This window comes from Stenotrophomonas sp. YJH_SMC_10, assembly GCF_059371555.1.
In genome coordinates this window covers 358393-381777 of record NZ_JCAFUS010000003.1, presented here as the reverse complement: position 1 = coordinate 381777, position 23385 = coordinate 358393, and the positions used below count along the sequence as shown (strand labels likewise).

At 69.3% G+C, this 23385-nt stretch carries 22 protein-coding genes; 18 read left to right on the top strand and 4 right to left on the bottom strand.

Annotated features, from left to right (window positions below):
- Positions 1-8 precede the first annotated feature (8 nt).
- The 10 genes from moaCB to AC5P9C_RS07325 all read left to right on the top strand — a co-directional run bounded on the left by moaCB (position 9) and on the right by AC5P9C_RS07325 (position 6988).
- Positions 9-1004, top strand: coding sequence for a bifunctional molybdenum cofactor biosynthesis protein MoaC/MoaB (gene moaCB / locus AC5P9C_RS07370; protein WP_343541644.1), 996 nt, complete (start codon positions 9-11; stop codon positions 1002-1004).
- Entirely contained in the window at positions 1004-2257 is a 1254-nt protein-coding gene (locus AC5P9C_RS07365; protein WP_343541643.1) for a molybdopterin molybdotransferase MoeA, read from the top strand. Before moaCB ends, AC5P9C_RS07365 begins: the two co-directional genes overlap by 1 nt.
- Positions 2257-2517, top strand: a complete 261-nt coding sequence (locus AC5P9C_RS07360; RefSeq protein WP_053463023.1) for a MoaD/ThiS family protein — start codon at positions 2257-2259, stop codon at positions 2515-2517. The genes AC5P9C_RS07365 and AC5P9C_RS07360 overlap by 1 nt, the downstream gene beginning before the upstream one ends.
- A 3-nt stretch (positions 2518-2520) precedes the next feature.
- Positions 2521-3021: a molybdenum cofactor biosynthesis protein MoaE gene (locus tag AC5P9C_RS07355; protein ID WP_049437589.1), complete on the top strand. Its 501-nt coding sequence runs from the start codon at positions 2521-2523 to the stop codon at positions 3019-3021.
- A gap of 104 nt (positions 3022-3125) precedes the next feature.
- Complete coding sequence (gene mobA / locus AC5P9C_RS07350; protein ID WP_150826744.1) at positions 3126-3674, top strand: molybdenum cofactor guanylyltransferase; 549 nt, start codon at positions 3126-3128, stop codon at positions 3672-3674.
- Positions 3671-4036 (top strand): hypothetical protein, encoded by a 366-nt coding sequence (locus tag AC5P9C_RS07345; protein ID WP_343541640.1) that lies wholly within the window; start codon positions 3671-3673, stop codon positions 4034-4036. The genes mobA and AC5P9C_RS07345 overlap by 4 nt, the downstream gene beginning before the upstream one ends.
- 68 nt (positions 4037-4104) lie before the next feature.
- Entirely contained in the window at positions 4105-4881 is a 777-nt protein-coding gene (locus AC5P9C_RS07340) for a helix-turn-helix domain-containing protein (RefSeq protein WP_103282207.1), read from the top strand.
- A gap of 18 nt (positions 4882-4899) precedes the next feature.
- Positions 4900-5643: a molybdate ABC transporter substrate-binding protein gene (gene modA, locus AC5P9C_RS07335; protein WP_343541638.1), complete on the top strand. Its 744-nt coding sequence runs from the start codon at positions 4900-4902 to the stop codon at positions 5641-5643.
- 3 nt (positions 5644-5646) lie between these two features.
- Entirely contained in the window at positions 5647-6330 is a 684-nt protein-coding gene (gene modB / locus AC5P9C_RS07330) for a molybdate ABC transporter permease subunit (protein ID WP_343541636.1), read from the top strand.
- Positions 6320-6988 (top strand): sulfate/molybdate ABC transporter ATP-binding protein, encoded by a 669-nt coding sequence (locus tag AC5P9C_RS07325; protein WP_343541634.1) that lies wholly within the window; start codon positions 6320-6322, stop codon positions 6986-6988. Before modB ends, AC5P9C_RS07325 begins: the two co-directional genes overlap by 11 nt.
- Positions 6989-7125: 137 nt before the next feature.
- On the opposite strand, the gene AC5P9C_RS07320 is transcribed toward AC5P9C_RS07325, so the two are convergent.
- Entirely contained in the window at positions 7126-8655 is a 1530-nt protein-coding gene (locus AC5P9C_RS07320) for a diflavin oxidoreductase (protein WP_414615019.1), read from the bottom strand.
- The gene (locus tag AC5P9C_RS07315; protein WP_074725300.1) at positions 8652-9080 is read right to left on the bottom strand and encodes a PAS domain-containing protein; all 429 of its coding nucleotides are present in this window, start codon (positions 9078-9080) and stop codon (positions 8652-8654) included. Before AC5P9C_RS07315 ends, AC5P9C_RS07320 begins: the two co-directional genes overlap by 4 nt.
- Before the next feature lie 439 nt (positions 9081-9519).
- On the opposite strand from AC5P9C_RS07315, the gene glgA reads away from it, so the two are divergent.
- The 7 genes from glgA to glgX are packed head-to-tail and all read left to right on the top strand — an operon-like array spanning position 9520 to position 21649.
- Positions 9520-11046 (top strand): glycogen synthase GlgA, encoded by a 1527-nt coding sequence (glgA, locus tag AC5P9C_RS07310; protein WP_080352941.1) that lies wholly within the window; start codon positions 9520-9522, stop codon positions 11044-11046.
- Entirely contained in the window at positions 11043-13277 is a 2235-nt protein-coding gene (locus tag AC5P9C_RS07305; RefSeq protein WP_343542499.1) for a 1,4-alpha-glucan branching enzyme, read from the top strand. The genes glgA and AC5P9C_RS07305 overlap by 4 nt, the downstream gene beginning before the upstream one ends.
- Positions 13274-14992 (top strand): malto-oligosyltrehalose trehalohydrolase, encoded by a 1719-nt coding sequence (gene treZ, locus AC5P9C_RS07300; protein ID WP_414615018.1) that lies wholly within the window; start codon positions 13274-13276, stop codon positions 14990-14992. Before AC5P9C_RS07305 ends, treZ begins: the two co-directional genes overlap by 4 nt.
- The gene (locus AC5P9C_RS07295; RefSeq protein WP_414615017.1) at positions 14989-16833 is read left to right on the top strand and encodes a 4-alpha-glucanotransferase; all 1845 of its coding nucleotides are present in this window, start codon (positions 14989-14991) and stop codon (positions 16831-16833) included. Before treZ ends, AC5P9C_RS07295 begins: the two co-directional genes overlap by 4 nt.
- The gene (gene treY, locus AC5P9C_RS07290; protein WP_414615016.1) at positions 16830-19403 is read left to right on the top strand and encodes a malto-oligosyltrehalose synthase; all 2574 of its coding nucleotides are present in this window, start codon (positions 16830-16832) and stop codon (positions 19401-19403) included. The genes AC5P9C_RS07295 and treY overlap by 4 nt, the downstream gene beginning before the upstream one ends.
- On the top strand, positions 19372-19542 hold the full coding sequence (locus AC5P9C_RS07285; protein ID WP_074725295.1) for a DUF2934 domain-containing protein: 171 nt from the start codon (positions 19372-19374) through the stop codon (positions 19540-19542). The genes treY and AC5P9C_RS07285 overlap by 32 nt, the downstream gene beginning before the upstream one ends.
- Positions 19529-21649, top strand: coding sequence for a glycogen debranching protein GlgX (glgX, locus tag AC5P9C_RS07280; protein ID WP_343542320.1), 2121 nt, complete (start codon positions 19529-19531; stop codon positions 21647-21649). The genes AC5P9C_RS07285 and glgX overlap by 14 nt, the downstream gene beginning before the upstream one ends.
- Positions 21650-21719: 70 nt before the next feature.
- Here the strand turns inward: glgX and AC5P9C_RS07275 are convergent, their stop codons facing one another.
- Entirely contained in the window at positions 21720-22034 is a 315-nt protein-coding gene (locus AC5P9C_RS07275) for an AzlD family protein (RefSeq protein ID WP_057493297.1), read from the bottom strand.
- Positions 22031-22762 carry an AzlC family ABC transporter permease gene (locus AC5P9C_RS07270; RefSeq protein WP_049468526.1) on the bottom strand — a complete coding sequence of 244 codons (732 nt, stop codon included), beginning with the start codon at positions 22760-22762 and terminating at the stop codon, positions 22031-22033. The genes AC5P9C_RS07275 and AC5P9C_RS07270 overlap by 4 nt, the downstream gene beginning before the upstream one ends.
- 125 nt (positions 22763-22887) lie before the next feature.
- Here AC5P9C_RS07270 and AC5P9C_RS07265 point away from each other — a divergent pair, with 125 nt between their 5' ends.
- Complete coding sequence (locus tag AC5P9C_RS07265; protein ID WP_049468528.1) at positions 22888-23352, top strand: Lrp/AsnC family transcriptional regulator; 465 nt, start codon at positions 22888-22890, stop codon at positions 23350-23352.
- Positions 23353-23385: the final 33 nt, after the last annotated feature.

The following is a 23385-nucleotide window of genomic DNA, read 5'->3' as shown; positions in this document are numbered from 1 at the left end:
GCAACACGATGAGTGGGGAATTGAACGCGGCCTTCCACATGGCCGATGTGCGCAACAAGCGCATCAGCCGCCGCCGTGCGGTGGCGGTGGGCGAGCTGCATGCCGGTCCGGTGGCCTATCCGCTGATTGTCGAGCGCCGCCTGCCCAAGGGCGATGCGCTGGTGATGGCCGAGATTGCCGGCCTGCAGGGCGCCAAGATGGCCTCGATGCTGATGCCGCTGTGCCACCCGCTGCCGCTGGAACTGGTGCAGGTGTTCTGCGCGCCGGTACCGGAACGGCAGGCGATCCGCGTGTGGTGCGAGTGCGCCAGCGAGGCGCGCACCGGCGTGGAGATGGAGGCACTGGCCGGCGTCAACGCGGCGCTGCTGACCCTGTACGACCTGAGCAAGCCGGTGGAGCCGGCACTTAGCATCGAGGGCATCCGCCTGCTGTTCAAGGAAGGCGGCAAGCGCGGGGTCTGGCTGCACCCGGATGGCATGGACGAGGCCGAGCTCGCGCGTTTCAAGCCGCGTGCGCCGAAGGGCCTGGAGGGCGCCGCCTGCGCGGTGATCACGCTGAGTGATCGCGCCAGCGAAGGCACCTATGAGGATGTATCCGGCCCGACCCTGGTGACCGGCCTGAAAAAGCTGGGTGGCGAGGTGGTGGCCGCCGAGGTACTGCCCGATGGCATCCAGCCGTTGGCCAGCCGCCTGCAGGCCTTGGCCGCCGAGGGCGTGCGCCTGTGCCTGTGCACCGGCGGTACCGGGCTGGGCCCGCGCGACCTGACCCCGGAGGCGCTGCGTTCCTTGAACGCGCGGCCGGTGCATGGCCTGGCGCAGATGGTGCGGGCCCTGAGTGCGCAGCACACGCCGATGGCCTGGCTGAGCCGCGCCGAGGTGGTGCAGCTGGGCAACATGCTGGTGTTCGCGCTGCCCGGCAGCCCGAAGGCGGCGGCGCAGTGCCTGGACATCCTGGCGCCGGTGCTGGGCCACGCCCTGGCGATGGTCGAGGGGGATGGCCACTGATGATTGCCTACAGCGAGGCCTTGCAGCACCTGCTGGATGCGGCCACGCCGCTGCCGGCCGAACGTCTGCCGCTGCATGAGGCCGGCGGCCGAACCCTGGCCAGTGACATCATCAGTGGGCAGTCGCTGCCGCCGTTCAACAATTCGGCGATGGACGGCTTCGCGCTGCGCGCCAACGGCGCGACGTTCGAGGCCGGTACCGAGTTCGCTGTGCAGGGCTGGCAGGCAGCAGGCGATGCCGGCGCCGACGGCGGCGAGGGTGCCTGGGAAATTATGACCGGTGCGCGCATGCCGGTCGGGCTGGATACGGTGGTGCCGGTCGAGAATGTGGAGATCCTCGCCAGCGAAGAAGGACGCCCGACCCGCATTGCCCTGAAGGGCACGGTGAAGCCAGGCCAGAACGTGCGCCTGCGTGGCGAAGACGTTAGCGACGGCGAGCGCGTGCTGCAGGCCGGGCAGGTGCTGGACATCAATGCGCGCACCCTGCTGCATGCCATCGGCGTGGGCGAAGTGGCGGTGGTGGCACGGCCGAGGGCTGCGGTGATCGCCACCGGCAAGGAACTGGTGACCGAGGCGGCGCAGACGCTGGAATCCGGGCAGATCCGTGACAGCAACCGGCCGTACCTGGTCAGTCGCCTGCAGGCCGCCGGTGCCGAGGTGGTCTGGCAGGGCACGGTGGGCGATGACGTGGCCGCGTTCAATGCGGTGCTCGATGCAGCGCTGGACGCGGGTGCGCAGCTGTTGATCAGCACCGGCGCGGTGTCGGCCGGCCGCTACGATTTCATTCCCGACGCGCTGCGTGGCCGAGGTGCGCGCATCGTGTTCCACAAGGTGGCGATCCGCCCCGGCAAGCCGTTGCTGTTCGCGGTACTGCCCAATGGGGCGCTGTATTTCGGCCTGCCGGGCAACCCGGTGTCGGCTGCGGTGGGCCAGCGCTTCTTCGTGGAACCGGTGCTGCGCCGCCTGCTGGGGCTGGCACCGGAGCCGGTGTTGACGTTGCCGCTGCAGGCCGACGTGCGCATGCCGCCGGGCCTGCGCTTCCATGCGCGGGCGCGGGTGGAAGTGGACGCGCAGGGCCGCCTGAGTGCCCGCGTGCTGGCTGGGCAGGAGTCGTTCCGTTTGATGTCCATGCTGCAGGCCAACGCCTGGGTGGTGCTGGAAGGCGAGGGCGGCGTGGCCGCTGCCGGCACGCCGGTGCGCGTGCAGGGCTGGGGTCATCAGGACCCGGTGCAGCTGGCGAGCCAGGAGCCATGATGAGACAGGTGAATCTGCAGTTGTTCGGTGCGTTTTCCGATCTGGATGCCAGCCGTGAGATCGCGGTGGAGGTGGCCGGTGGCACCGTGGCCGATCTGCGCCAGGCGCTGCGCGAGCTGCTGCCGGTGCGTTGGCCGGGTTTCCGTGCCGGCCTGCTGGATTACTCGGCATTCGCCGACCAGCAACGCGTGCTGCGCGACCACGAGGCGCTGCCCGACGATGGCCGGGTGGCGATCCTGCCGCCGGTGAGCGGGGGCTGAGCGATGAGCGAGACAATCATTGCCAAGGTCGTGGACCGCGCGCAGGCGGCGATTGATCCGGCCGAGGGCATCGCGGCGGTTTCCGATCCGGGCTTCGGCGGCATCGATGTGTTCATCGGCAAGGTGCGCGACGTCAATGTGGGCCGGCGGGTGACCGGGATCACCTACGATCTGTTTGAACCGCTGGTGCTGAACGAATTCAAGCGCCTGGCCGCCGAGGTCGAAGCCACGTTCGGGCCGAAGCTGAAGCTGTATGTGGCCCATGCCAAGGGCCGGCTCGGCATCGGCGATGTGGCGGTGGTGGTGGCCGCCGGCAGCCCGCACCGTGACGAGGCGTTCCGCGCCTGCCGGCAGTTGATCGAGGTGGTCAAGCACCAGTGCCCGATCTGGAAGCAGGAGCATTACGAAGACGGCGACAGCCAGTGGAGCGAAGGTTGCAGCCTGTGCCATGCGGACAGCGAAGCTTCGCACTCCCACGACCACACCCATGACCACGGGCATTGACCGGGCCCTTCGAGAGGCGTCGGGTCCAGTAGATCCACGCCATGCGTGGATGAGGCTTTCCCGATGAGTCCGGCCGGCGCAGCCACGCATGGCGTGGCTCTACCATGAATGGAACCATCAACGGCATCGTGCTGGCCGGAGGCCTGTCGAGCCGGATGGGCCGCGACAAGGCGCTGCTGCCCTGGCACGGCCGCACAGTGCTGGAACACATGCGGGGGCTGTTGTTGCAGGCGGGCGCCGGGCGGGTGTGGGTGAGCGGTGACTATCCCGTGTTTGGCGGAATTCCGGACCGGGTCACACGCTGCGGCCCACTGGGCGGCCTCTACAGTGTGGCGATGCAGATGCCCGATGGCCCCGCCTGGGTGGTGCCGGTCGATACGCCGCGGGTGACACCCGCGCTGTTGCAGCGCCTGCAGGCCGACCAAGCGCGTGCCTGCACGGTGTTCGACGATGAACCGTTGCCGATGCGGTTGCAGATCGATGATCATTGCCGCCGCGTGCTGCAGGAGCTGATTGAGGATCCGACGGCGCGTCGCTCACTGCGCGCCCTGCAGCAACGCCTGGGCGTGACCCGGCTGCCATTGGCACCCGAGGATCGGGCGTTGCTGCTCAACTGCAATACGCCATCAGAGTGGGAGTCCATCACAGCATGAAGGTCCAGCTGCAACAGCAATCGATGCGCCTGCGCGTGGATGAGGAAGAACTGGCACGATTGCTGGCAGGCGAGTCGGTCGAGAACCTGACCCGCTTTGGTGGGAGTGGCGGCTGGGGCGCGGCCGTGTCGCTGCATGCGGGCGATCAGGCGGTGCTGCTCGATGGCGGGACATTCTGCCGGTTGGTGCTGCCACGCGAAGCGGTTCAAGCACTAGCGGAGAGGCTGCCCTGCCGCGATGGCCTGGGCTTCGGTGTTGCGTTGGATGACGACAGCATGCTGCAGCTGCAGTTCGACGTGGACGTGCGTGACAGCGTGCGCCAGCGTGGCCCGCAGCGGCGTTCCGAACCCGCGCCAGAGTAGGCGCAGGTTGCGCAGGGCGGGGCGGCCCGCTGTCGTATGATGAGGGCCTTCGTTCCTGCGTCGCCGCAATGCCCCATACGCCGCCCTCCGCTGCATTTTCCCGGCCAGCTACGCCGAACCCGGCAGCCGCCGACGACGGAGACGCGCTGCACTTCTGCAGTACCTGCGCCTTTTCCGATGCCTGCATGTCGCAGGGCTACGACAAGGCCGCGTTGGGTGAACTGCATGTGCTGGTCGATCACGTGGGTCCGTTCCAGGCCGGTGACTACCTGTTCCGTGCCGGCGATCCGTTCGATTCGATCGCGGCGGTCCGCGCGGGCATGGTCAAGACCTTTGTCGATGACAGCCAGGGCAACGAGCAGGTGCTGGGTTTCAGCCTGCCGGGCGAGGTGATCGGGCTCAATGCCATCCACGGAGCGCGCTTCCCGTGCAATGCCGTGGCGCTGGACACCGTCTACCTGTGCCGGATCTCGTTTCCGCGATTGAGCCTGCTGGCCACGCGCATGCCGGGGCTTCAGGCGCGGCTGTTCAGCCTGCTCAGCGCCGAGATCGGCAAGGTCGCCACGCTGGCGGCCAACCATCGCACCGAGGAGCGCATGGCGGCGTTCCTGCTGGATCTTTCACAGCGCTACGCCCGGCGGGGCTTCTCGGCCACGCGTTTCAACCTGAGCATGGCCCGCACCGAGATCGCCAACTACCTGCGGATGGCGCCGGAGACGGTGAGCCGGGTGCTGCGCCGCTTGAGCGACGACGGCGTGATTGCGGTGAACCAACGTGAGATGCTGTTGCTGGACCCGGATCGGCTGGCGGCGCTGGCCGCGGTGCGGGAATCCGGACTGGACTGATCAGGCAGGGGACTGGGCATGAAGCGAGCGGGAGTGTTGTGGCTGGGGTTGCTGGCCGCTGTGCCGGCCTGGGCGGCGGACCTGACGGTGTCGGCGGCTTCGAGCCTGACCGAGAGCTTCCGCGAACTGGGTGCGGCCTATGAGAAAACGCACCCAGGGACCAAAGTCGATTTCAACTTCGCCGCCTCTGGCGTGTTGCTGCAGCAGATCAGCCGCGGTGCACCGGTGGATGTGTTTGCGTCGGCCGACGAGACCACGATGGACCAGGCCCAGCAGCAGAACCTGCTGGCGGCCGGCACCCGCGCGGTGTTCGCGGTGAACGCGCTGTGGGTGGTGGTGCCTCCGCAGGCCAAGGCGCCGCCGCGCACACTGAAGGATCTGGCCGGCGCCGACGTGCAGCGCATCGCACTGGGCAACCCGGACAGCGTGCCGGTGGGCCGCTATGCCAAGGGCGCGCTGGACGCGGCAGGGCTGTGGCCGTCAGTGCGGGGCAAGGCCATCACCACCCAGAACGTGCGCCAGTCGCTGGATTACGTGGCGCGCGGTGAAGTGGATGCGGGCTTCGTCTATGCCACCGACGCGCAGGCGATGCCCGACCGTGTGCGCCGCGCGTTCGTGGTGCCGGTGTCCGGGCGCATCGCCTATCCGCTGGCGGTGACCAGCGCCAGTACGCAGCCGGTAGAGGCCAGGCGCTTCGCTGCCTTCGTGCGTTCGCCGCAGGGCCAGGCGATCCTGGCCAGGCACGGGTTCGGCACCCCCTGAGGCATGGATCTGGACTGGACCGCGCTGGGGTTGTCGCTGAAGGTGGCCGGCTGGGCCACCGCGATCAATCTGGTGCTGGGCGTGGCGCTGGGTGCGCTGTTGGCGCGTCTGCGTTTTCCCGGCCGTGAACTGCTGGATTCGGTGCTGACCTTGCCGATGGTGCTGCCGCCGACGGTGCTGGGGTACTACCTGCTGGTGCTGATCGGCCGCAACGGCCCGATCGGCGCGTGGCTGCAATCGTGGTTCGGCATCAACCTGGTGTTCACCTGGCAGGCCGCGGTGATCGCGGCGGCGGTGGCCTCGTTTCCGTTGGTGTTCAAGCCGGCCCGCGCCGCGTTCGAGAATGTGGACGGGCAGCTGGAGCAGGCCGCGCGCACGCTTGGCGTGTCCGAAGCCGCGGTGTTCTTCCGTGTCACGCTGCCGCTGGCGTGGCGCGGCATTCTTGCCGGCCTGCTGCTGGCTTTCGCACGCGCGATGGGCGAATTCGGCGCGACGCTGATGGTGGCCGGCAGCATTCCCGGCCGGACGCAGACGCTGTCGATCGCCATCTACGAGGCGGTGCAGGCCGGGCAGGACGGCAAGGCCAATGCGCTGGTGATCCTGACCTCGGTGGTGTGCATCGTGATCCTGTTGCTGGCCGCGCGGCTGGTGGGCGGGCCTCGCCGGGAGCTGCGTGATGTGGCTTGACCTGCGCGTGCAGCGCCGCCTGCAGGCCGCAGGCCAGGCATTCGTGCTGGACGTCGCGCTGCAGTGCACGCAACGGCAGGTGGTGCTGGCCGGGCCGTCGGGCGCGGGCAAGAGCCTGACCCTGAAGGCGGTGGCCGGGTTGCTGCGGCCAGGGCAGGGGCATGTACGCCTGGAAGGCCAGGCCGTGTTCGATGCGGCCACTGGCGTGGACGTGCCGCCGCAGCACCGTCGGCTGGGGTATGTGTTCCAGGACTATGCGCTGTTCCCGCACCTGAGCGTGCGCCAGAACGTGGCGTTCGGGCTGGAGAAGGGCTGGTTGAATCCGCGCGTGGGCCAGCGCTTCGACGCTGTGGAGCAGTGGCTGCACGCATTCCGCATCGACACGGTGGGGGATCTGCTGCCGTCGCAGATATCCGGCGGGCAGCGCCAGCGCACGGCCTTGGCGCGGGCTTTGGTGACGCAGCCGCAGGCGCTGCTGCTGGACGAGCCGTTCTCCGCGCTGGACCACGACCTGCGCCAGCACCTGCGCCAGGAACTGGAGACGGTGCTGGACAAGACTGGTATTCCGCTGCTGTTGATCAGCCACGACCCGCAGGACGTGGCGATGTTTGGCCAGCAGGTGGCGCGCATGGTGGACGGCCGCATCGTCGGCGGTTGACCCGTGATGGACGCACCGGCGATGGTGGGTCACATGTGATGGTAGTGCCGGCCGCTGGCCTGCAACCAAGGCATGCTGGGCAGCCGGCCAGCGGCCGGCTCTACCGGTTCAAGGTCCGCGCAGTCCAGTGGCACGGGTCAATACAGCTCGCAGTGCGTGCGGCCTTCGCCCCGCAGCGCGTCCCATTGGCCTGCACCGGCGACGGCATCGATGGCCTCGCGTACCGCGCCTTCCAGGTGGCGCTTGTTGCCGCACAGGTACACATGCCCGCCGCGGGCCAGCACATCACGCACCTCGCTGGCACGCTGCTGCAGTACATGCTGCACATAGACCTTGTCGGCACCATCGCGCGAGAACGCGGTATGCAGGCCGGCCAGCACGCCACGCGCCTGCCAGTCCTGCAGCTGGTCGCGGTACAGGTAGTCGTGCTGGCGATGCTTCTCGCCGAACACCAGGTGCACTTCGCGCTCGCAGGCACTGGCCTGCAGCTCCTGCATCAGGCCCATCAACGGTGCGATGCCGGTGCCGGTACCGACCAGCAGCAGCGGTGCCTCGCCGGTATCGGGCAGGTGGAAGCCAGGGTTGGAGCGGCAGTATACACGGGCATGGTCGCCGCCATGCAGCAGGCTGCCGGTGGCAGTGCCGAAGCGCTCGCGGCCGCGCAGGGGGTAGCGCACTTCGCGCACGCACAGGCTCAGCTGGTCGTCGCACGGGTGCGAGGCGATTGAATAGGCACGCGGCAGCCGCGGTGACAGCAGTTCACGCAGCCGGGGCAGCGGCACGCTGTCCGGGGTGGCGTGGTCCTGCAGCACGTCCAGCAGGTCCAGGCCGTGCAGGTAGGCGTCCAGCTCGCGCTTCTGGCTGACCTTCAGCAGGCCCTTCAGCGTTTCGCTGCCACCGAGCCGGGCCAGCTCGCGCAGGACGCTCTTGCTCAGCAGGCGCAGCTCGCGGTCGCGCAGGGCGGCCACGGCCGTGGTATCGCCGTACCAGCGGGCCACTGCGTGCAGCAGGGTTGGGTCGTTCTCCGGCACCACGTGCAGGGTGTCGCCCGCGCGATAGGCCATGCCACTTCCGGCAATGTCCAACTGCAGGTGCCACGCGGCCGGGTCGCTGCTGTTCAAGCGGCGGCGTTCGAGGATGCGCGCGGCAAAGGCGTTGTCTTCGCCATAGGCGGTGACCTGCAGGTGCAGGTCCTGGCCAGCGCTGAGGTCGCCATCCAGCACCTGGCCGAGCACCGGCTGCCATTGCTGGAAAAACGGCTCGTAGCCCAGGTCGGCATCCACGCGGCGCAACAGCGGCTGCGCCTGGCGCTCGCTCAGCGCGGCATCCAACGCCTTGGTGAAGCCGCAGAAGCTCGGGTAGCCGGTGTCACCGAGGCCGAACACCGCGTAGCGCAGGCCGCTCAAGGTCGGGGTCCGGCGCAGGGTTTCGAAGAACCGCTCGCCATTGGCCGGCGGTTCGCCATCGCCGAAGGAGCTGGAAATCGCCAGCAGCACGTCGCCGTGGCCGAGACTGGCTACGTCGATGTCGTTGAACGGGAGTACCTGCGGCCCATGCGGCTGCAGACCCGCGCCCAGGCGCTGGGCCAGGGCGCGAGCATTGCCCGACTCGGACGCGTAACCCACCAGCAGGCGGCTGAAGGGCATGCTTGTCGGCAGGGCGTTCACGCGGCCTCGTAGAAGTCGTCGAACTTTTCCTTGCTGAACTCGACCAGGTCGTAGTTCTGCATCAGGTCGTTCACCACGCGGCGGATGCTGATGTAGGCGGTGATGTTGCCCTCGGCGTCGAACAGCGGCTGCACGGTGGTATCGACCACATAGAGCACGCCGCCCTTGCCCAGGTTGGGCACGATGCCGGTCCAGGTGCGGCCGGCCTTGATGGTGTCCCACATGTCCTTGTAGACGGCCTTGGGTACGTCTGGATGGCGCACGATGCTGTGCGGCTGGCCGATCAGTTCCTCGCGGGCAAAGCCGGTGAGGGTGCAGAACAGGTCATTGGCGTAGGTGATGTTGCCCTGCAGGTCGGTGGTGGAGATCACCATGACGTTCTGCAGCGCATTCAGGAGCTGGGCGTTGTCGGGGGAGTAGCTCATTGCAGGATCCTTGTAGGGGCCGGCAGTGCCGGCGTGTTCGGGTCCTGCATAGAGATACGCCCGCGCGGCGGCCGGTGGTTTGACATTGGTCAAGCGCGTGGCGCGATGGGCTGCGACCGGGTGTCGCAGGGAGAATCCCTGCAAAGCCGAGCCCATTTCGGCTCGAGCGGCAACGGGACTGCCCGCAGCCGAACGTGCGCCCGGCGCTACAGGAGAGGCGCGGGCGGCGGGCGGGCGCGCGTCATGTGTACTGAGCTCATGACGCCTTGTCACAAAGAAATCGCCATGGCTTCACGGTTGGTTGATCGCATGCAGGGCTATTGTCCTGTTGAGCCTCTCGCTGGCGTCCCCCACGTCCTGCGTCGACTTCCTTCCCAGCCTCAGCGCCCGTCCGGGCGCCGCTGGCGTCTGTCTGCCTGAAGCATCCGAGATCATCCCCATGGCCCGCGCCGCCCAGTCCGCTTCACCCGTTGCGATCTCTCCCGTCACGCCCGTGCCGATCGGCACCCGCCGCGGCCACTCGCAACCGTTGGATCTGCCGGAACTGGTGCAGCGCGTGTTGTTCGTTGCCACCGAGATGGCGGACTTCGTCAAGGCCGGTGGCCTGGGCGACGTCGCTGCGGCCCTGCCGCGTGCGGTGCGCGGTGCCTGTGATTCGCGCGTGCTGCTGCCCGGCTACCCGGAGGTACTGCAGCGCCTGCCACAGCTGCAGCGGGTGGGGCAGGTCAGCGCGCGGGCCGGCCTGCCGGCGTGCACGATCGGCATGGCGGTGCAGGCCGACGGCCTTCCGATCTACGTCCTGCTGTCGCCGGAGCTGTACGAGCGTGAGGGTTCGCCCTACGTGGACGGGCAGGGGCAGGAGTGGAAGGACAACGCGGTTCGATTCGCCACGCTTTCGCATGCGGCGGCGGAGATTGCGGCCGGGCGTGCCGGGCTGGACTGGTCGCCGCAGCTGCTGCACCTGAATGACTGGCCGGTGGCCATGGCGGCCGCCTACGTGCGTTGGGACCGGACGGCCGTGCCGACCCTGCTGACGATCCACAACCTGGCTTACCAGGGGCTGTTCCCCTACGCGCTTGCGCCGGTACTGGGCGTGCCGGCCGAACACCTGGATGAACTGCACTTCCACGGGCAGATGTCGTTCCTGCAGGGCGGCATCACCAACGCCACGCGGCTGAACACGGTCAGCCTGCGCTACGCGCAGCAGATCACCGCCCCGGATGACGGCTGCGGGCTGCATGACCTGTTGGCGCGTCGCGCAGCCGGCGGGCACCTGAGTGGCATCGTCAACGGCATCGACGCCAGCTGGGACCCGCGCCGCGACATCCATCTCAAGGCCCACTTCGGCATTGGCGAGTGGACCGGGCGCGCCACCAACGCCCATGCGGTGCGCAAGGCGTTCGGGCTGGCGCCGTCGACCGGGCCGCTGTTCGCGGTGGTCTCGCGGCTGGTGCACCAGAAGGGCCTGGACATCACCTGCGACGTGGCGCCACAGATCGTGGCGGCCGGCGGCCAGCTGGTCATCATCGGCGGTGGCGAGCCGCAGGTGGAAGCGCAGGTGCAGGCGCTGGCCCGGCGCTACCCGGGGCGGGTGGGCGCCTTCATCGGGTTCGAGGAAGCGCTGGCCCGCCAGATGTTTGCCGGCGCCGATTTTCTGCTGATGCCTTCGCGCTTCGAACCCTGCGGACTGAGCCAGATGTACGCGCAGCGTTTCGGCTGCCTGCCCATCGCACACGCGACCGGCGGACTGGTGGATACCGTGGAGGACGGCGTGACCGGTTTCCTGTTCCATGGCGCCAACGCCGATGGCCTGCGCCGCTGCGTGGAACGGGCGATGCGCACCTTCCGCCTGCCGGGGCTGCTGCAGGCCATGCGCCGCGCGGCCATGCTGCGGCCAGGGGGCTGGGATGCGGCAGGGCGCGCCTACCTGGCGTTGTACCAGCAGACCTGCCAGGTGGCCGCATGAGCCACGACAGCCTGCATCTGGCCGCCCTGGAGGATGAAGCGATCACGGAGACGGGATTGGAGCAGCGCGTCGCGCCGGCGCTGGAGGACCTCGTCCATGCACGCCCGGCCGATGCATTCGCCTGGCTGGGCCCGCATCGCCAGCCAGAAGGCGGACGCCAGCTGCGCGTGCTGGTGCCGCACGCGCAGCGCGTCGAGGTGATTGCAGACGACGGGCGGCGCTGGGACCTGTCCCCCGGCCCGTTGCCCGGCCTGTTCGAGGGCGCGGCCGGCGACGCGGCGATACCGCTGCTTGCCCTGCATTTCGAACAGGGCGTGGAGCAGGTGCACGATGCCTATGCGTTCGGTCCCCTGTTGGACGAAGCCCTGCTGCAGCGGTTCCATGCCGGTGATGCCGATGCGGCGCGGCAGCTGGGTGCGGTGCCGACGCAGGTGCAGGGCATTGCGGGCGTGCGCTTCGCGGTGTGGGCGCCCAATGCCCGGCGGGTCGCCGTGGTTGGCGATTTCAACGGGTGGGACGGCCGACGCCATCCGATGCGGCTGCGTCACACCGCCGGCGTGTGGGAGCTGTTCCTGCCGGGCGTGCAGGCCGGTGCCCGCTACAAATTCCGCATCGTCGGCGCCGACGGCCGGGTGATGCCCGACAAGTTCGATCCGATGGCGCGCTGGGCCGAGCTGCCACCGGCGACCGCATCGCGGGTGCCTTCGGCTGTGCCGATGCAGTGGCACGATGACGCATGGTTGGCGGCCCGCCGCCAGGCCGGAACCCGCGCACCGCTGTCGATCTATGAAGTGCATGCGGGCTCCTGGCAGCGCAGCGACGACGGTGCGCCGCTCGACTGGGATGCCCTGGCCGACCGGTTGATTCCGTACGTGGCCGGGCTGGGCTTCACCCATATCGAACTGTTGCCGGTCAGCGAGCATCCTTTCGGCGGTTCCTGGGGCTATCAGCCGCTGGGGATCTACGCGCCGACGGCGCGCCACGGCACGCCGCAGGCCTTCGCGCGCTTCGTGGACCGCTGCCATCAGGCCGGCATCGGGGTGATCGTGGACTGGGTGAGCGCGCACTTCCCCAACGATGCCCATGGCTTGGCCGGGTTCGATGGGACCGCGCTGTACGAGCACGCCGACCCGCGCGAAGGCGTGCACGCCGACTGGGACACGCTGATCTACAACTATGGCCGCAACGAAGTGGCTGCCTACCTGATCGGCAGTGCGCTGGAGTGGGTGGAGCGCTTCCATATCGACGGCCTGCGCGTGGACGCAGTGGCGTCGATGCTGTACCGGGACTACAGCCGTGCCGAGGGGGAGTGGATACCCAACGAGCAGGGCGGACGCGAGAACCTGCAGGCGGTCGCGTTCCTGCGGCGGATGAACCAGACGCTGCGCGAGCGCTTTCCGGACGTGCTGGTGATCGCCGAGGAATCCACTGCGTGGCCGGGGGTGACCGCGCCGGTGGAGGAGGGGGGGCTTGGCTTCACCCACAAATGGAACATGGGCTGGATGCACGACACCCTGCAGTATATGGGGCGCGACCCGATCCATCGCCCGCATCACCACAGCGAGATCAGCTTCGGCCTGGTCTACGCCTTCTCCGAACGGTTCGTGCTGCCGCTGTCCCACGACGAGGTGGTGCACGGCAAGGGGGCGCTGCTGGCCAAGATGGCCGGCGAGCCAGCGCAGCGGCTGGCCCAGCTGCGCGCGTACTACGGCTTCATGTGGGCGCACCCGGGCAGCAAACTGCTGTTCATGGGCGGTGAGTTCGGCCAGGGCCACGAATGGTCGCACGATGCGGCGCTGGACTGGGCACAGGCGGCCAGCAACGAGGGCCAGGGCCTGTCGCGCCTGCTCGGCGACCTCAACGGCGTGCTCCGCGCCGAACCTGCGTTGCATCGCGACGAGCGCGACGAGCGGGGTTTCGACTGGAGCGTGGCCGACGACAACCGCAACAGCGTTTACGCGTTCATCCGCCGGGATCCTGCCGGCAGCGGCCGCACCCTGCTGGTGGTGAGCAACTTCACCCCGGTGCGGCGCGAGGGCTACCGGGTCGGCGTGCCGCAACCGGGGCGTTGGAGCGAACGGCTCAACACCGACAGCGCGTACTACGGCGGCGGCAATAGCGGCAACCTTGGAGCAGTGCATACCGAGCCGCGGCCGATGCATGGCCACGCCCAGTCGCTGCGGCTCACGCTGCCGCCGCTGTCCACGCTGTACCTGCAGGTTGATGCATGACGACAGTCGCGCCGCGCCTGGGCGCATGGCCTGTGGCCGGTGACGGGGTGGAGTTCCGCGTATGGGCACCGGACGCAGTCGCGATGACGCTGTGCCTGCACGGCACGCAGCGACCGATGCAACGCGACCCGGACGGCTGCCACTGGCTGCGAACGCCGGCATCGCACGGCGACCGCTACCGGTTCCGCCTGCCTTCCGGCCAGGACGTACCCGACCCGGCCTCGCGCTGGCAGCCGGACGGCATCGACGGCGACAGCGCGGTGGTGCTGGATACGGGGGCAGCGCGGCCGGCCTGGCACGGGCATGCCTGGCAGGACCTGGTGATCTATGAAGTGCATATCGAAGCGGGCGGCGGCTTCGCTGCGCTGGCAGCGCAGCTGCCGCTGCTGGCGGCCCTGGGCGTTACCGCCATCGAACTGATGCCGGTCGCGCAGTTTCCCGGGCAGCGCAACTGGGGCTACGACGGCGTGTTCCCGTATGCGCCGGCCCATGCCTACGGCGGGCCGGCAGCGCTGAGGACCTTCATCGAGGCGGCGCACGATGCAGGGCTGTCGGTGCTGCTGGATGTGGTCTACAACCACTTCGGGCCGCAGGGCAACCACCTGCGCGACTACGCGCGCGGGTTCTTCCGTGACGATCGCAGCACGCCGTGGGGCGAGGCCATCGACTTCCGCCAGCCCTGGGTGCGGCGGTTCTTCATCGACAATGCGCTGATGTGGCTGCGCGACTATGGCGTCGACGGACTGCGCCTGGATGCGGTGCACGCCATTGACGATGACCGTTTCCTGCAGCAGCTGGCCGACGAGGTACGTGCGGTGGCCCCGCACGCGCACCTGGTGCTGGAGAACGAACGCAACCAGGCGCGGTGGCTGCGCGGCGCCTACCAGGGACAGTGGAACGATGACTTCCACAATGCGCTGCACGTGATGCTGACCGGCGAGCGGGAGGGCTATTACGCGGCCTATGCCGGTCGCGCCGAAGCACTGCTGGCCCGCTGCCTGGCCGAGGGATTCGCCTGGCAGGGCGAACCGGACCTGCGCGGCGATCCCCGCGGCGAACCCAGCGCCGACCTGTCGCCCGCGCGTTTTGTGGTATTCGCGCAGAACCATGACCAGGTGGGAAACCGCGCTTTCGGCGAGCGCCTGTCGATGCTGACCGATCCTGCGCCGCTACGCGCGGCGCTGGCACTGACCCTGCTGACGCCGATGATCCCGCTGCTGTTCATGGGCGAACCGTGGCAGGTGCAATCGCCCTTCCTGTTCTTCACCGACTACGCGCCGCCGCTGGACGAGGCGGTGCGTGAAGGGCGTCGCCGTGAGTTCTCCGGTTTCAGCGCCTTTGCCGACGCCGCCGCGCGCGCGCGTATTCCGGACCCGAACGATGCGGCGACCCTGCAGGCGTCGTACACGCCGCCGCCTGGCGATGATCCTTGGTCGCAGCACTGGCTGCGCTGCACGGGTGAGTTCCTCGGCCTGCGCAGGCGCTATCTGCAGCCGGGCCTGCCGCAGGCGCGGTCGCTGGGCGCGCGCGTGCTGGGCCAAGGCGCGGTGCAGGCAGGCTGGCAGTTGCCCTCGGGCCAATGGTGGATCGCGATCAACGTGGGCCCTGTGCCGGTGGCGCATGCGGTGCCGGCCGGCGACTGCGTCGTGGGTCCGGACGCGGCCGGGATGCTGCCGGCAGGCGGCGGCGTGCTGGCCTGCTGGATCGCCGCATGAGCACGGATGCAGCGGTGCGCGAAACGGCCCGCCGTGCGGGCCTGCTGGTCCGCTGGACCGACGTGGCCGGTGCCGCGCGCGAGGTCGCGCCGGACGTGCTGCGCGCCGTGCTGGAGGGGCTGCAGTGCGAGGCGGTGCCCGAGTACGCTGGCCTGCGCACGGCCTGCTGCGGACAGCTGCTGGCGATGCCGGAGGCAGCCGGCGCGGCATGCTGGGTGGATGAACAGGGAACAGCGCTGCCCGCCCGTGCCGATGCGCAGGGCCGCTGGCGCGTGCCGGACCAGCCGGGTTACTGGCAGTGGCGCCGGGGCGACCGGGAACAGGCGGTTGCGGTGGCGCCACAGCGTGCCTGGTGGCCGCGGGGCACGCTGCGCGGCTGGGGCCTGTCGGCGCAGGTGTACAGCCTGCGCGCCCCGGGCGATGCCGGCATCGGTGACAGTGCCGGCTGTGCACGGTGGAGCGAGCTGCTGCACCGGCATGGCGGCGACGCACTGGCGTTGAGCCCGCTGCACGCCGGCTTGCCACCGGGCCCGGGCTACAGCCCCTATTCGCCCAGCGACCGGCGCTGGCTCGACCCGCTGCAGGTCTCCCTGCCGCAGGTGCTGCCCGAGGCTGCCCATAGCGTGCTGGGCGGGGACGAGGCGCTGGCGGCGGCGGTGGAAGCGGGGACTGCCGCACGTCGCATCGACTGGCCGCACTCGGCGGCAGTGAAGTGGCGCTGGATGCGGCAGGTTCGCCACTGGATTGCAGCGCAGGCACCGGCGCAGCACGCGCAGATCGAAACCTGGCGTGCCATGCAGGGCGATCCGCTGCGGGACTATTGCCAGCATGCCGCCGACCGGTTCACCGGCAGCGCGGACGACCATGCGTTTGCGCAGTGGGTGGCACGGCAGGGCTGGGCGCAGGTCCACGCCACGCTGCGCGACCAGGGCGCCTCGATCGGGTTGATTGCCGACCTGGCCGTGGGCTGCGCACCGCAGGGCGTGGAGGCACGCACCGGCGGGGCTGATCTGCTGCAGGGACTTGAGCTGGGTGCACCGCCCGATGCGTTCAATCCGCTCGGCCAGGCCTGGGGCATCACCAGCTGGTCACCGATGGCGTTGCAGCGGGAGGGCTTCGCACCCTACCTCCGCGTGCTGCGCGCCGTGATGGCCGACCGCGGAGGCCTGCGCATCGATCACATCCTGGGCCTGCTGCGGCTGTGGGTGCTGCCCCGTGGCGCGGGCGCCGGGCAGGGGGTGTACCTGCGCTATCCGTTCGATGATCTGATCAACCTGCTGGTGCTGGAGTCCTGGCGGCATCGCTGCGTGCTGATCGGCGAAGACCTGGGCGTGGTTCCGCCGGGCATGCGCCAGCGGCTGGCAGCCCGGGGCATTCTGGGCATCGAGGTCCTGCCGTTTGCCCGCAACGGTGCGCGCTTCCTGCCGGCGCCGCAGTGGCGCCGCGATGCAGTGGCGATGCCCTCCACCCATGACCTGCCGCCGCTGGCCGGCTGGCTGCGCGGGCGTGACCTGCGCTGGCGTGCACGCCTGGGTGAGCTGGCGGATCTGCCAGCGGCACTGCGCGCGCGCGCCAGCGACGCGCAGGCACTTTCTGCGGTGGCCGGCGGCGAGGGCGCGCCGCTGGACGCCAGGGCACTGTCACTGGTCGCCCACTCGGCGTCCCGGCTGGCGTTGCTGCCGCTGGAAGACGCGCTGGGCGGTCGCGCACAGGTGAATCTGCCAGGCACCGTCGACGGCCATCCCAACTGGCGCCGCCGCCTGCCGCCGACGTGGGATGTTGACGCTGTCGATGCGCGCGTGGCGCGCCTGAGTGCCACGCGCCGCAGGACCGGGCAATGACGGGGTTGCGTGCCACCGCGCGCCTGCAGCTGCACGCAGGCTTCGACCTCGAGGCGGCTGCCGCGCAGGTGCCGTACTACGCCGCGCTGGGCGTCAGCCACCTTTACCTGTCACCGATCGCTGCGGCGGTGCCCGGGTCGACGCATGGCTACGATGGCATCGACCCGGCTCGCATCAATCCGGAACTGGGCGGTGAAGCGGGCTTCCGGCAGCTGGCGGAAGTGACGCGCGCGCATGGCATGGGCCTGATCCTGGACATCGTGCCCAACCATCTGGCGGCGTCCCCGCACAGCCCGTGGTGGAGCGATGTGCTGATGCACGGGCCTCGAAGCCCGCACGCAGCATGGTTTGATATCGACTGGGAGGCGCCGGGCTGCGAGGGCCGGCTCTGGCTGCCTGTACTGGACCGGCCGTTGCACGACGCCGTGCGCGACGGCGTGGTGCGCGTGGTGGTGGACAACGCACGGCCCGTGCTGCGCCACCATGGGCTGGCATTGCCGTTGTCGCCGCGCAGCCATCCGCTGGAGCCCGCGCAGTGGCTGGCGTGGGCCGAACGCTGCAATCGCAGCGTTGAACGGCTGCACGCGCTGCTGCAGCGGCAGCACTACCGGCTGGCCTGGTGGCGCACGGCCGGCGATCAGGTGAACTACCGGCGCTTTTTCGATATCAACGAACTGGCCGCGCTGCGGGTGGAGCGCGAGGATGTGTTCGACGCAGTGCATGCGCTGCCGCTGCGGCTGGTACGCGAGGGATGGGTGGACGGCCTGCGCATCGACCACGTGGATGGCCTGTCCTCCCCGGGCGCGTACCTGCAACGCCTGCGTCAATCGCTCGACGCCGCCTGCGCGGCCGGCGGTCGTGAGCCGCAGGCCGTCAGCCTGCATGTGGAGAAGATACTGGCCGAGGGCGAGCAGCTGCCCGACGACTGGGCCTGCGACGGCACCACCGGCTATGACTTCATGGACCAGGCCGGTGCCTGGTTGCACGACCCGGCGGCTGCCCCCGCGCTTTCGCGCACGTGGCAGGCGCTGGGCGGTGACCCGCGCAGCTTCGACCGGATCCAGCAGGACGCCCGCGCCATGTTGCTGCGCCAGGGCCTTCATGCCGACTTCCAGCGGCTGCTGCGCAGCGCGCAGCAGGTCCTGCAGCCACGGCTGGCCGAAGCCGATATCGGAGTGGCTGCGCTGGCCCGCGCATTGGCTTCAGTGCTGGGGCACTACCGCACCTACCGGCCCTATTCGCTGCAGGAGGCGGGTGAACGAAAGGCGCTGGCCGACGCCGGCGCTGCAGCGCGCCAAGCGCTGGACGGTGCGGCTCGCGCGGCGCTGGACCTGCTGCTGGCAGTGCTTCCCGGCGAGGCGCAGGCCGAGCGCGCACTGCGTGTGCGTTTCGGTCAACTGGCCGCGCCGTTGAATGCCAAGTCGGTGGAAGACACCGGGTTCTATCGCTATTTCAGGTTGCTCTCACGCAACGAAGTCGGCAGTGATCCGCAGCGGCTGGGCATGCAGGGGCGCGCGCTGCTGGAACAGGCCACGGTGCGCCTGCGTCGCCATCCCAGGGCATTGCTGGCGCTGGCCACCCACGATCACAAGCGGGGCGCGGACAGCCGGGCGCGACTGGCGGTGCTCAGCACCTGCCCGAAGGAGTGGCAGGACGCAGTTCAGTGCTGGCGCCGGATGGCGGCCACGGCCGGCATGCCGGTGCCGCTGCCGGGTGCCGAAGCGTACGCGCTGTGGCAGGCCCTCGTGGCGGCGTGGCCGATGCACGGGGCCCCCGGCGCCGACTTCGCATCGAGGATGGTGCAGTGGCTGACCAAGGCATTGCGCGAGGGCAAGCGGGTCAGCAGCTGGTCTGACCCCAACGTGGCTGTAGAGGAGGCCGCCGCGCAATGGCTGCACGCGCTGCTGGACGCAGCGCCCCTGCAGCCGGTGCGCGAGGCGCTGGCGACCTTCGTCGCACGCATCGCGCCGGCAGGCGCCTGCAACGGCCTGGCGCAGCTGTGCCTGCAGCACTGCCTGCCCGGCGTGCCCGACCTTTACCAGGGTGGAGAAGGCTGGGACCTGAGCCTGGTGGACCCGGACAACCGGCGTGCCGTGGACTATCCGGCGCGGCAGGCCTGGCTGCGCGACACGCGCGCGTGGCCGGCGCTGCTGGAGGACTGGCACGACGGTGGCATCAAGGCATTCCTGCTGCGGCAACTGCTGGATTGCCGCCGCACGCACCCGCACCTGTTCCTGCGCGGCCAGCTGCAGCCGTTGTCGGTGCCCGCGCGCTCGCCGTGGCTGGCGTTCACGCGCAGCCACGAGGCACAGGTGCTGCTGGTGATCGTGCGGCGTGGTTCGCCCACGGCGATGCCCGGTCCCGGCCTGCACGCCGTGCACGACGTCGGCACCGGCGTGGCGCTGCGCGGGCTGCCGGCAGGCCCCATGCGCAACCTCCTGGACGGGCGCATCGAACATTTCAACGCAACCGCAGACGTGGGCAGGCTTCTGGCTGGCAGCCCGCTGGCGATATGGATCAACGAGGAGACAGGTAGGGATGGACAGCAGGGAACGACGGCAGCGGATTGAGGCACTGGCCCACCAGATCTGGGAAGCCGAGGGGCGCCCGGACGACCAGCAGCAGCGGCACTGGCACATGGCCGAGCGGCTGGTGGAGGCCGAGATCGCCGCAGCACGTGGCGAGGAGGAAAACGATGGCCAGCCGTAAATGGGCGCAGACCTCGCGCGTGCGCGAAGGGCGGCCCTTCCCGCTGGGGGCGACCTGGGACGGGCTGGGCGTGAACTTCGCGCTGTACTCGCGGCATGCCACCCGGGTCGAACTCTGCCTGTTCGACGCGCGCAACCGCGAAGTGGAACGCATCGCGCTGCCGGAGTACACCAATGAGATCTGGCATGGCTACCTGCCCGATGTGCGGCCCGGGCAGCGCTACGGCTACCGGGTGCATGGCCCGTATGCGCCGGAGGAAGGCCATCGCTTCAACCCCAACAAGCTGTTGCTGGACCCCTACGCCAAGCAGATTGTCGGCGAGCTGAAATGGGCGCCGCACCTGTTCGGCTACACCCTTGGCCATCGCGATGGCGACCTCAGCTTCGACCGCCGCGATAGCGCCGGCTACATGCCGCGCTGCGCCGTGATCGATCCGGCCTTCAGCTGGGGCGCCGAACGTGCGCCGGCCACGCCCTGGGACCGCAGCGTGATCTACGAAGCGCACGTGCGCGGGCTGACCATGCAGCATCCCGCCGTCCCGCTGGCCGAGCGCGGCACGTTCTCCGCGCTGCGCCATGACGCGCTGGTCGATCATCTCAGCGACCTCGGCGTAACCGCCATCGAGCTGCTGCCCGTGCATGCCTATGTGGATGACCAGCAGCTGCTCGAGCGCGGCCTGCGCAACTACTGGGGGTACAACACCATCGGCTTCTTCGCGCCGCAACCGCGCTACCTGTCGCTGGGTACGGTGGCCGAGTTCAAGCAGATGGTCGCGCGGCTGCACAACGCCGGCATCGAGGTGATCCTGGACGTGGTCTACAACCACACCGCCGAGGGCAACGAGCTGGGCCCCACGCTGTCGTTCAAGGGCATCGACAACGCCAGCTACTACCGCCTGGCCGATGATCGCCGCTATTACATCAACGATACCGGCACCGGCAACACGTTCGACCTGACCAACGCCGGCGCGCTGCGCATGGTGATGGACTCGCTGCGCTACTGGGTGACCGAGATGCGGGTGGACGGGTTCCGTTTCGACCTGGCCACCATCCTCGGCCGTGAGCGGCATGGCTTCGACGCTTCGGGCAGCTTCCTTGATGCCGTGCGCCAGGACCCGATCCTGAGCCAGGTGAAGCTGATTGCCGAGCCGTGGGACATCGGCCCGGGGGGCTACCAGCTGGGCCAGTTCCCGCCGGGGTGGGCGGAATGGAACGACCGCTTCCGCGATACGGTGCGCGCGCTGTGGCGCGGTGATGGCGGGCAGCTGCCGGAATTCGCTACCCGCTTCACCGGTTCGGCCGACCTGTTCGATCACCATGGCCGGCGACCCTCGGCCAGCATCAACCTGGTCACCGCACACGATGGCTTCACCCTGCATGACCTGGTGAGCTACAACGATCGCCACAACGAAGCCAACGGCGAAGACAACCGCGATGGCCATTCGCACAACCTCTCCAGCAACCATGGGGTGGAGGGCGATACCGATGATCCGGCGATCCTGTCGGTGCGTGCGCGGCAGATGCGCAACCTGCTGGCCACGCTGCTGCTGGCGCAGGGGACGCCGATGCTGCTGGCCGGCGATGAGTTCGGGCATTCGCAGCAGGGCAACAACAACGCCTACTGCCAGGACAATCCACTGAGCTGGATCGATTGGGAGCGTGCCGCGCAGCCGGCGGCGCAGGCGCAGGTGGCGTTCGTGCGGCGCGCGCTGTCGCTGCGGCGGCGCTACGGCCTGCTGCGCAGGAACCGGTTCCTGCGCGGTGACTACGATGAAGCGCTCGGCCTGCGTGATATCGACTGGCGGCACCCTGATGGCCGCGCGATGGAGGCGGCGGACTGGCACGATCCGGCGCTGCGGGCGCTGCTGATCATCCTGGACGGTCGCAGCCCCGACAGCGGCCTGCGCGAGCCGGGGCGGCATGTCAGCCTTGCACTGCTGCTGAATGCCGGCGATCAGCCGCAGCAGTTCCGGGCCTCGGACGAGGCGTTGTCGTTCCGGCGCGTACTGCTGCAGACCGATGAGACGCCGGTGGAGCCGGACGAGGCGGGCAGCTGGACCCTGCCGCCGCGCAGCCTGTGCCTGCTGGCGGCCAGCAGCAGCACCTGACGGCAGCGCGCGTACAGGGCGTGCTGCGATGACTGGCCAGCGCCGGGCCTTTGCCCGGCGCACCACGCAGTCAGCCCATCAGGTAGCGCAGCAGGCCGGCCGAGGCGACGCCGATCAGCACCGTCGGCAGCATCGACAGCCGGGTGGCGGCCAGCAGGGTGATCGCCAGCGCGGCCAGGTCGGCGGGTTGGTCGGCGACGAAGTCCGGGGCGATCACCGAGATCAGCACGCAGCCCGGCGCGGCTTCCATCACCGTCACCGCGCGCTTGCTCAACGTGCGGTTGCGCAGCGCGAGGAAGCCGACGATGCGGGTCAGGTAGGTGGCGGCGGCCATCAGCACGATGGTCAGCACCGAGGTCCAGTGGATCAGCCCGTTGAACATCATGCCGCATCCTCCGCCAGCAGCCAGGCCGCCGCCAGGCCCGCGAGCGCGCCGCTGGCCACGTACCATGCACCCGGGATCAGCAGGTAGGTGGCTGCGGCCACCACCAGGCTGACCAGCCACGGCCGCGCCGCTTTCATGCCCTGCCACATGCCGCGCAGCAGCACCAGGAACACGGCAGGGAAGGCCATGTCGAAACCATAGGCATGGATGTCGCCCAGCAGCGGCCCCACGATCGCACCCAGCGCGGTGCAGGCGACCCAGACGGTGTAGAGGCCCGCCGAGACGCCCAGGTAATAGGCCAGGCTGAATCCAAGGGCACGGCGGCGCGCATCGGCCACGCCCATCGCCCAGCTTTCATCGCACATGAAGAACAGGGCCGGCAGGACCCGGCGGCGCGGCAGGTGCTGCAGCAACGGGGCCAGGCTGGCGCCCATCAGCAGGTGGCGGCTGTTGACCAGCGCGGTGATCGCCACGATCAACGCGATGTGCGGCGGCGAGGTCCACAGTTCGACGGCGGCGAACTCCGAGCCGCCAGCGAAGTTGAGCCCGGTCATCAGCGGCACTTCCAGTGCGCTCAGGCCCTTCTGGGCCGCCTGGGCGCCGAGCACTAGGGCGAACGGGATGAAGCCGATCATCACCGGCACGGCGGCACGCAGGCCGCGCAGGAATTCGGCGCGCGGCGCGGTGTCGCAGGTATCGGGCAGGGGCAGGGAAGTACGGGCGTCCATGGAGGGCACAACGAGGTGGGGTGCTCCATGCTAACGGGCCAATCACGAAATCGGGTTGCGTTGATGCCACTTGATTCGGGATGATTGAAATTTCCTGCGGCCATGTGCCACCAAGGTGGAATTGCATGCAGTACCAGCTCGACAGCCTTGATCGACGCATCCTCGACGCCCTGCAGTGCGATGGCCGCCTGCAGAACCTGGAGCTGGCGCGACGGGTCGGGCTGTCACCGTCGGCGTGCCTGCGCCGGGTGCGGCTGCTGGAGGAGGGCGGTTACATCGACCGCTACGTGGCGCTGTTGAACGCGGCCAAGGTGGGCCGTGGCTTCACAGTGTTCGTGCGGGTGTGGCTGCGCGGGCAGGATGAGGACACCACCAACCACTTCATCAACAGCATCAAGTCGTTCCCGGAAGTGCTGGAATGCCATCTGATGGCGGGTGACTGCGATTTCCTGCTGCGGGTGGCGGTGGCCGATCTTGATGCCTACCGTCAGTTCCAGATGCAGCACCTGAACCGGATTGCCGGCGTGCAGAACACCAAGACCGAGATTCCGATGCAGCGGATCAAGCAGACGACCCAGCTGCCGCTGTGAGGGACGGGGGTGCGGCCGGGTTGCACCCGGCAC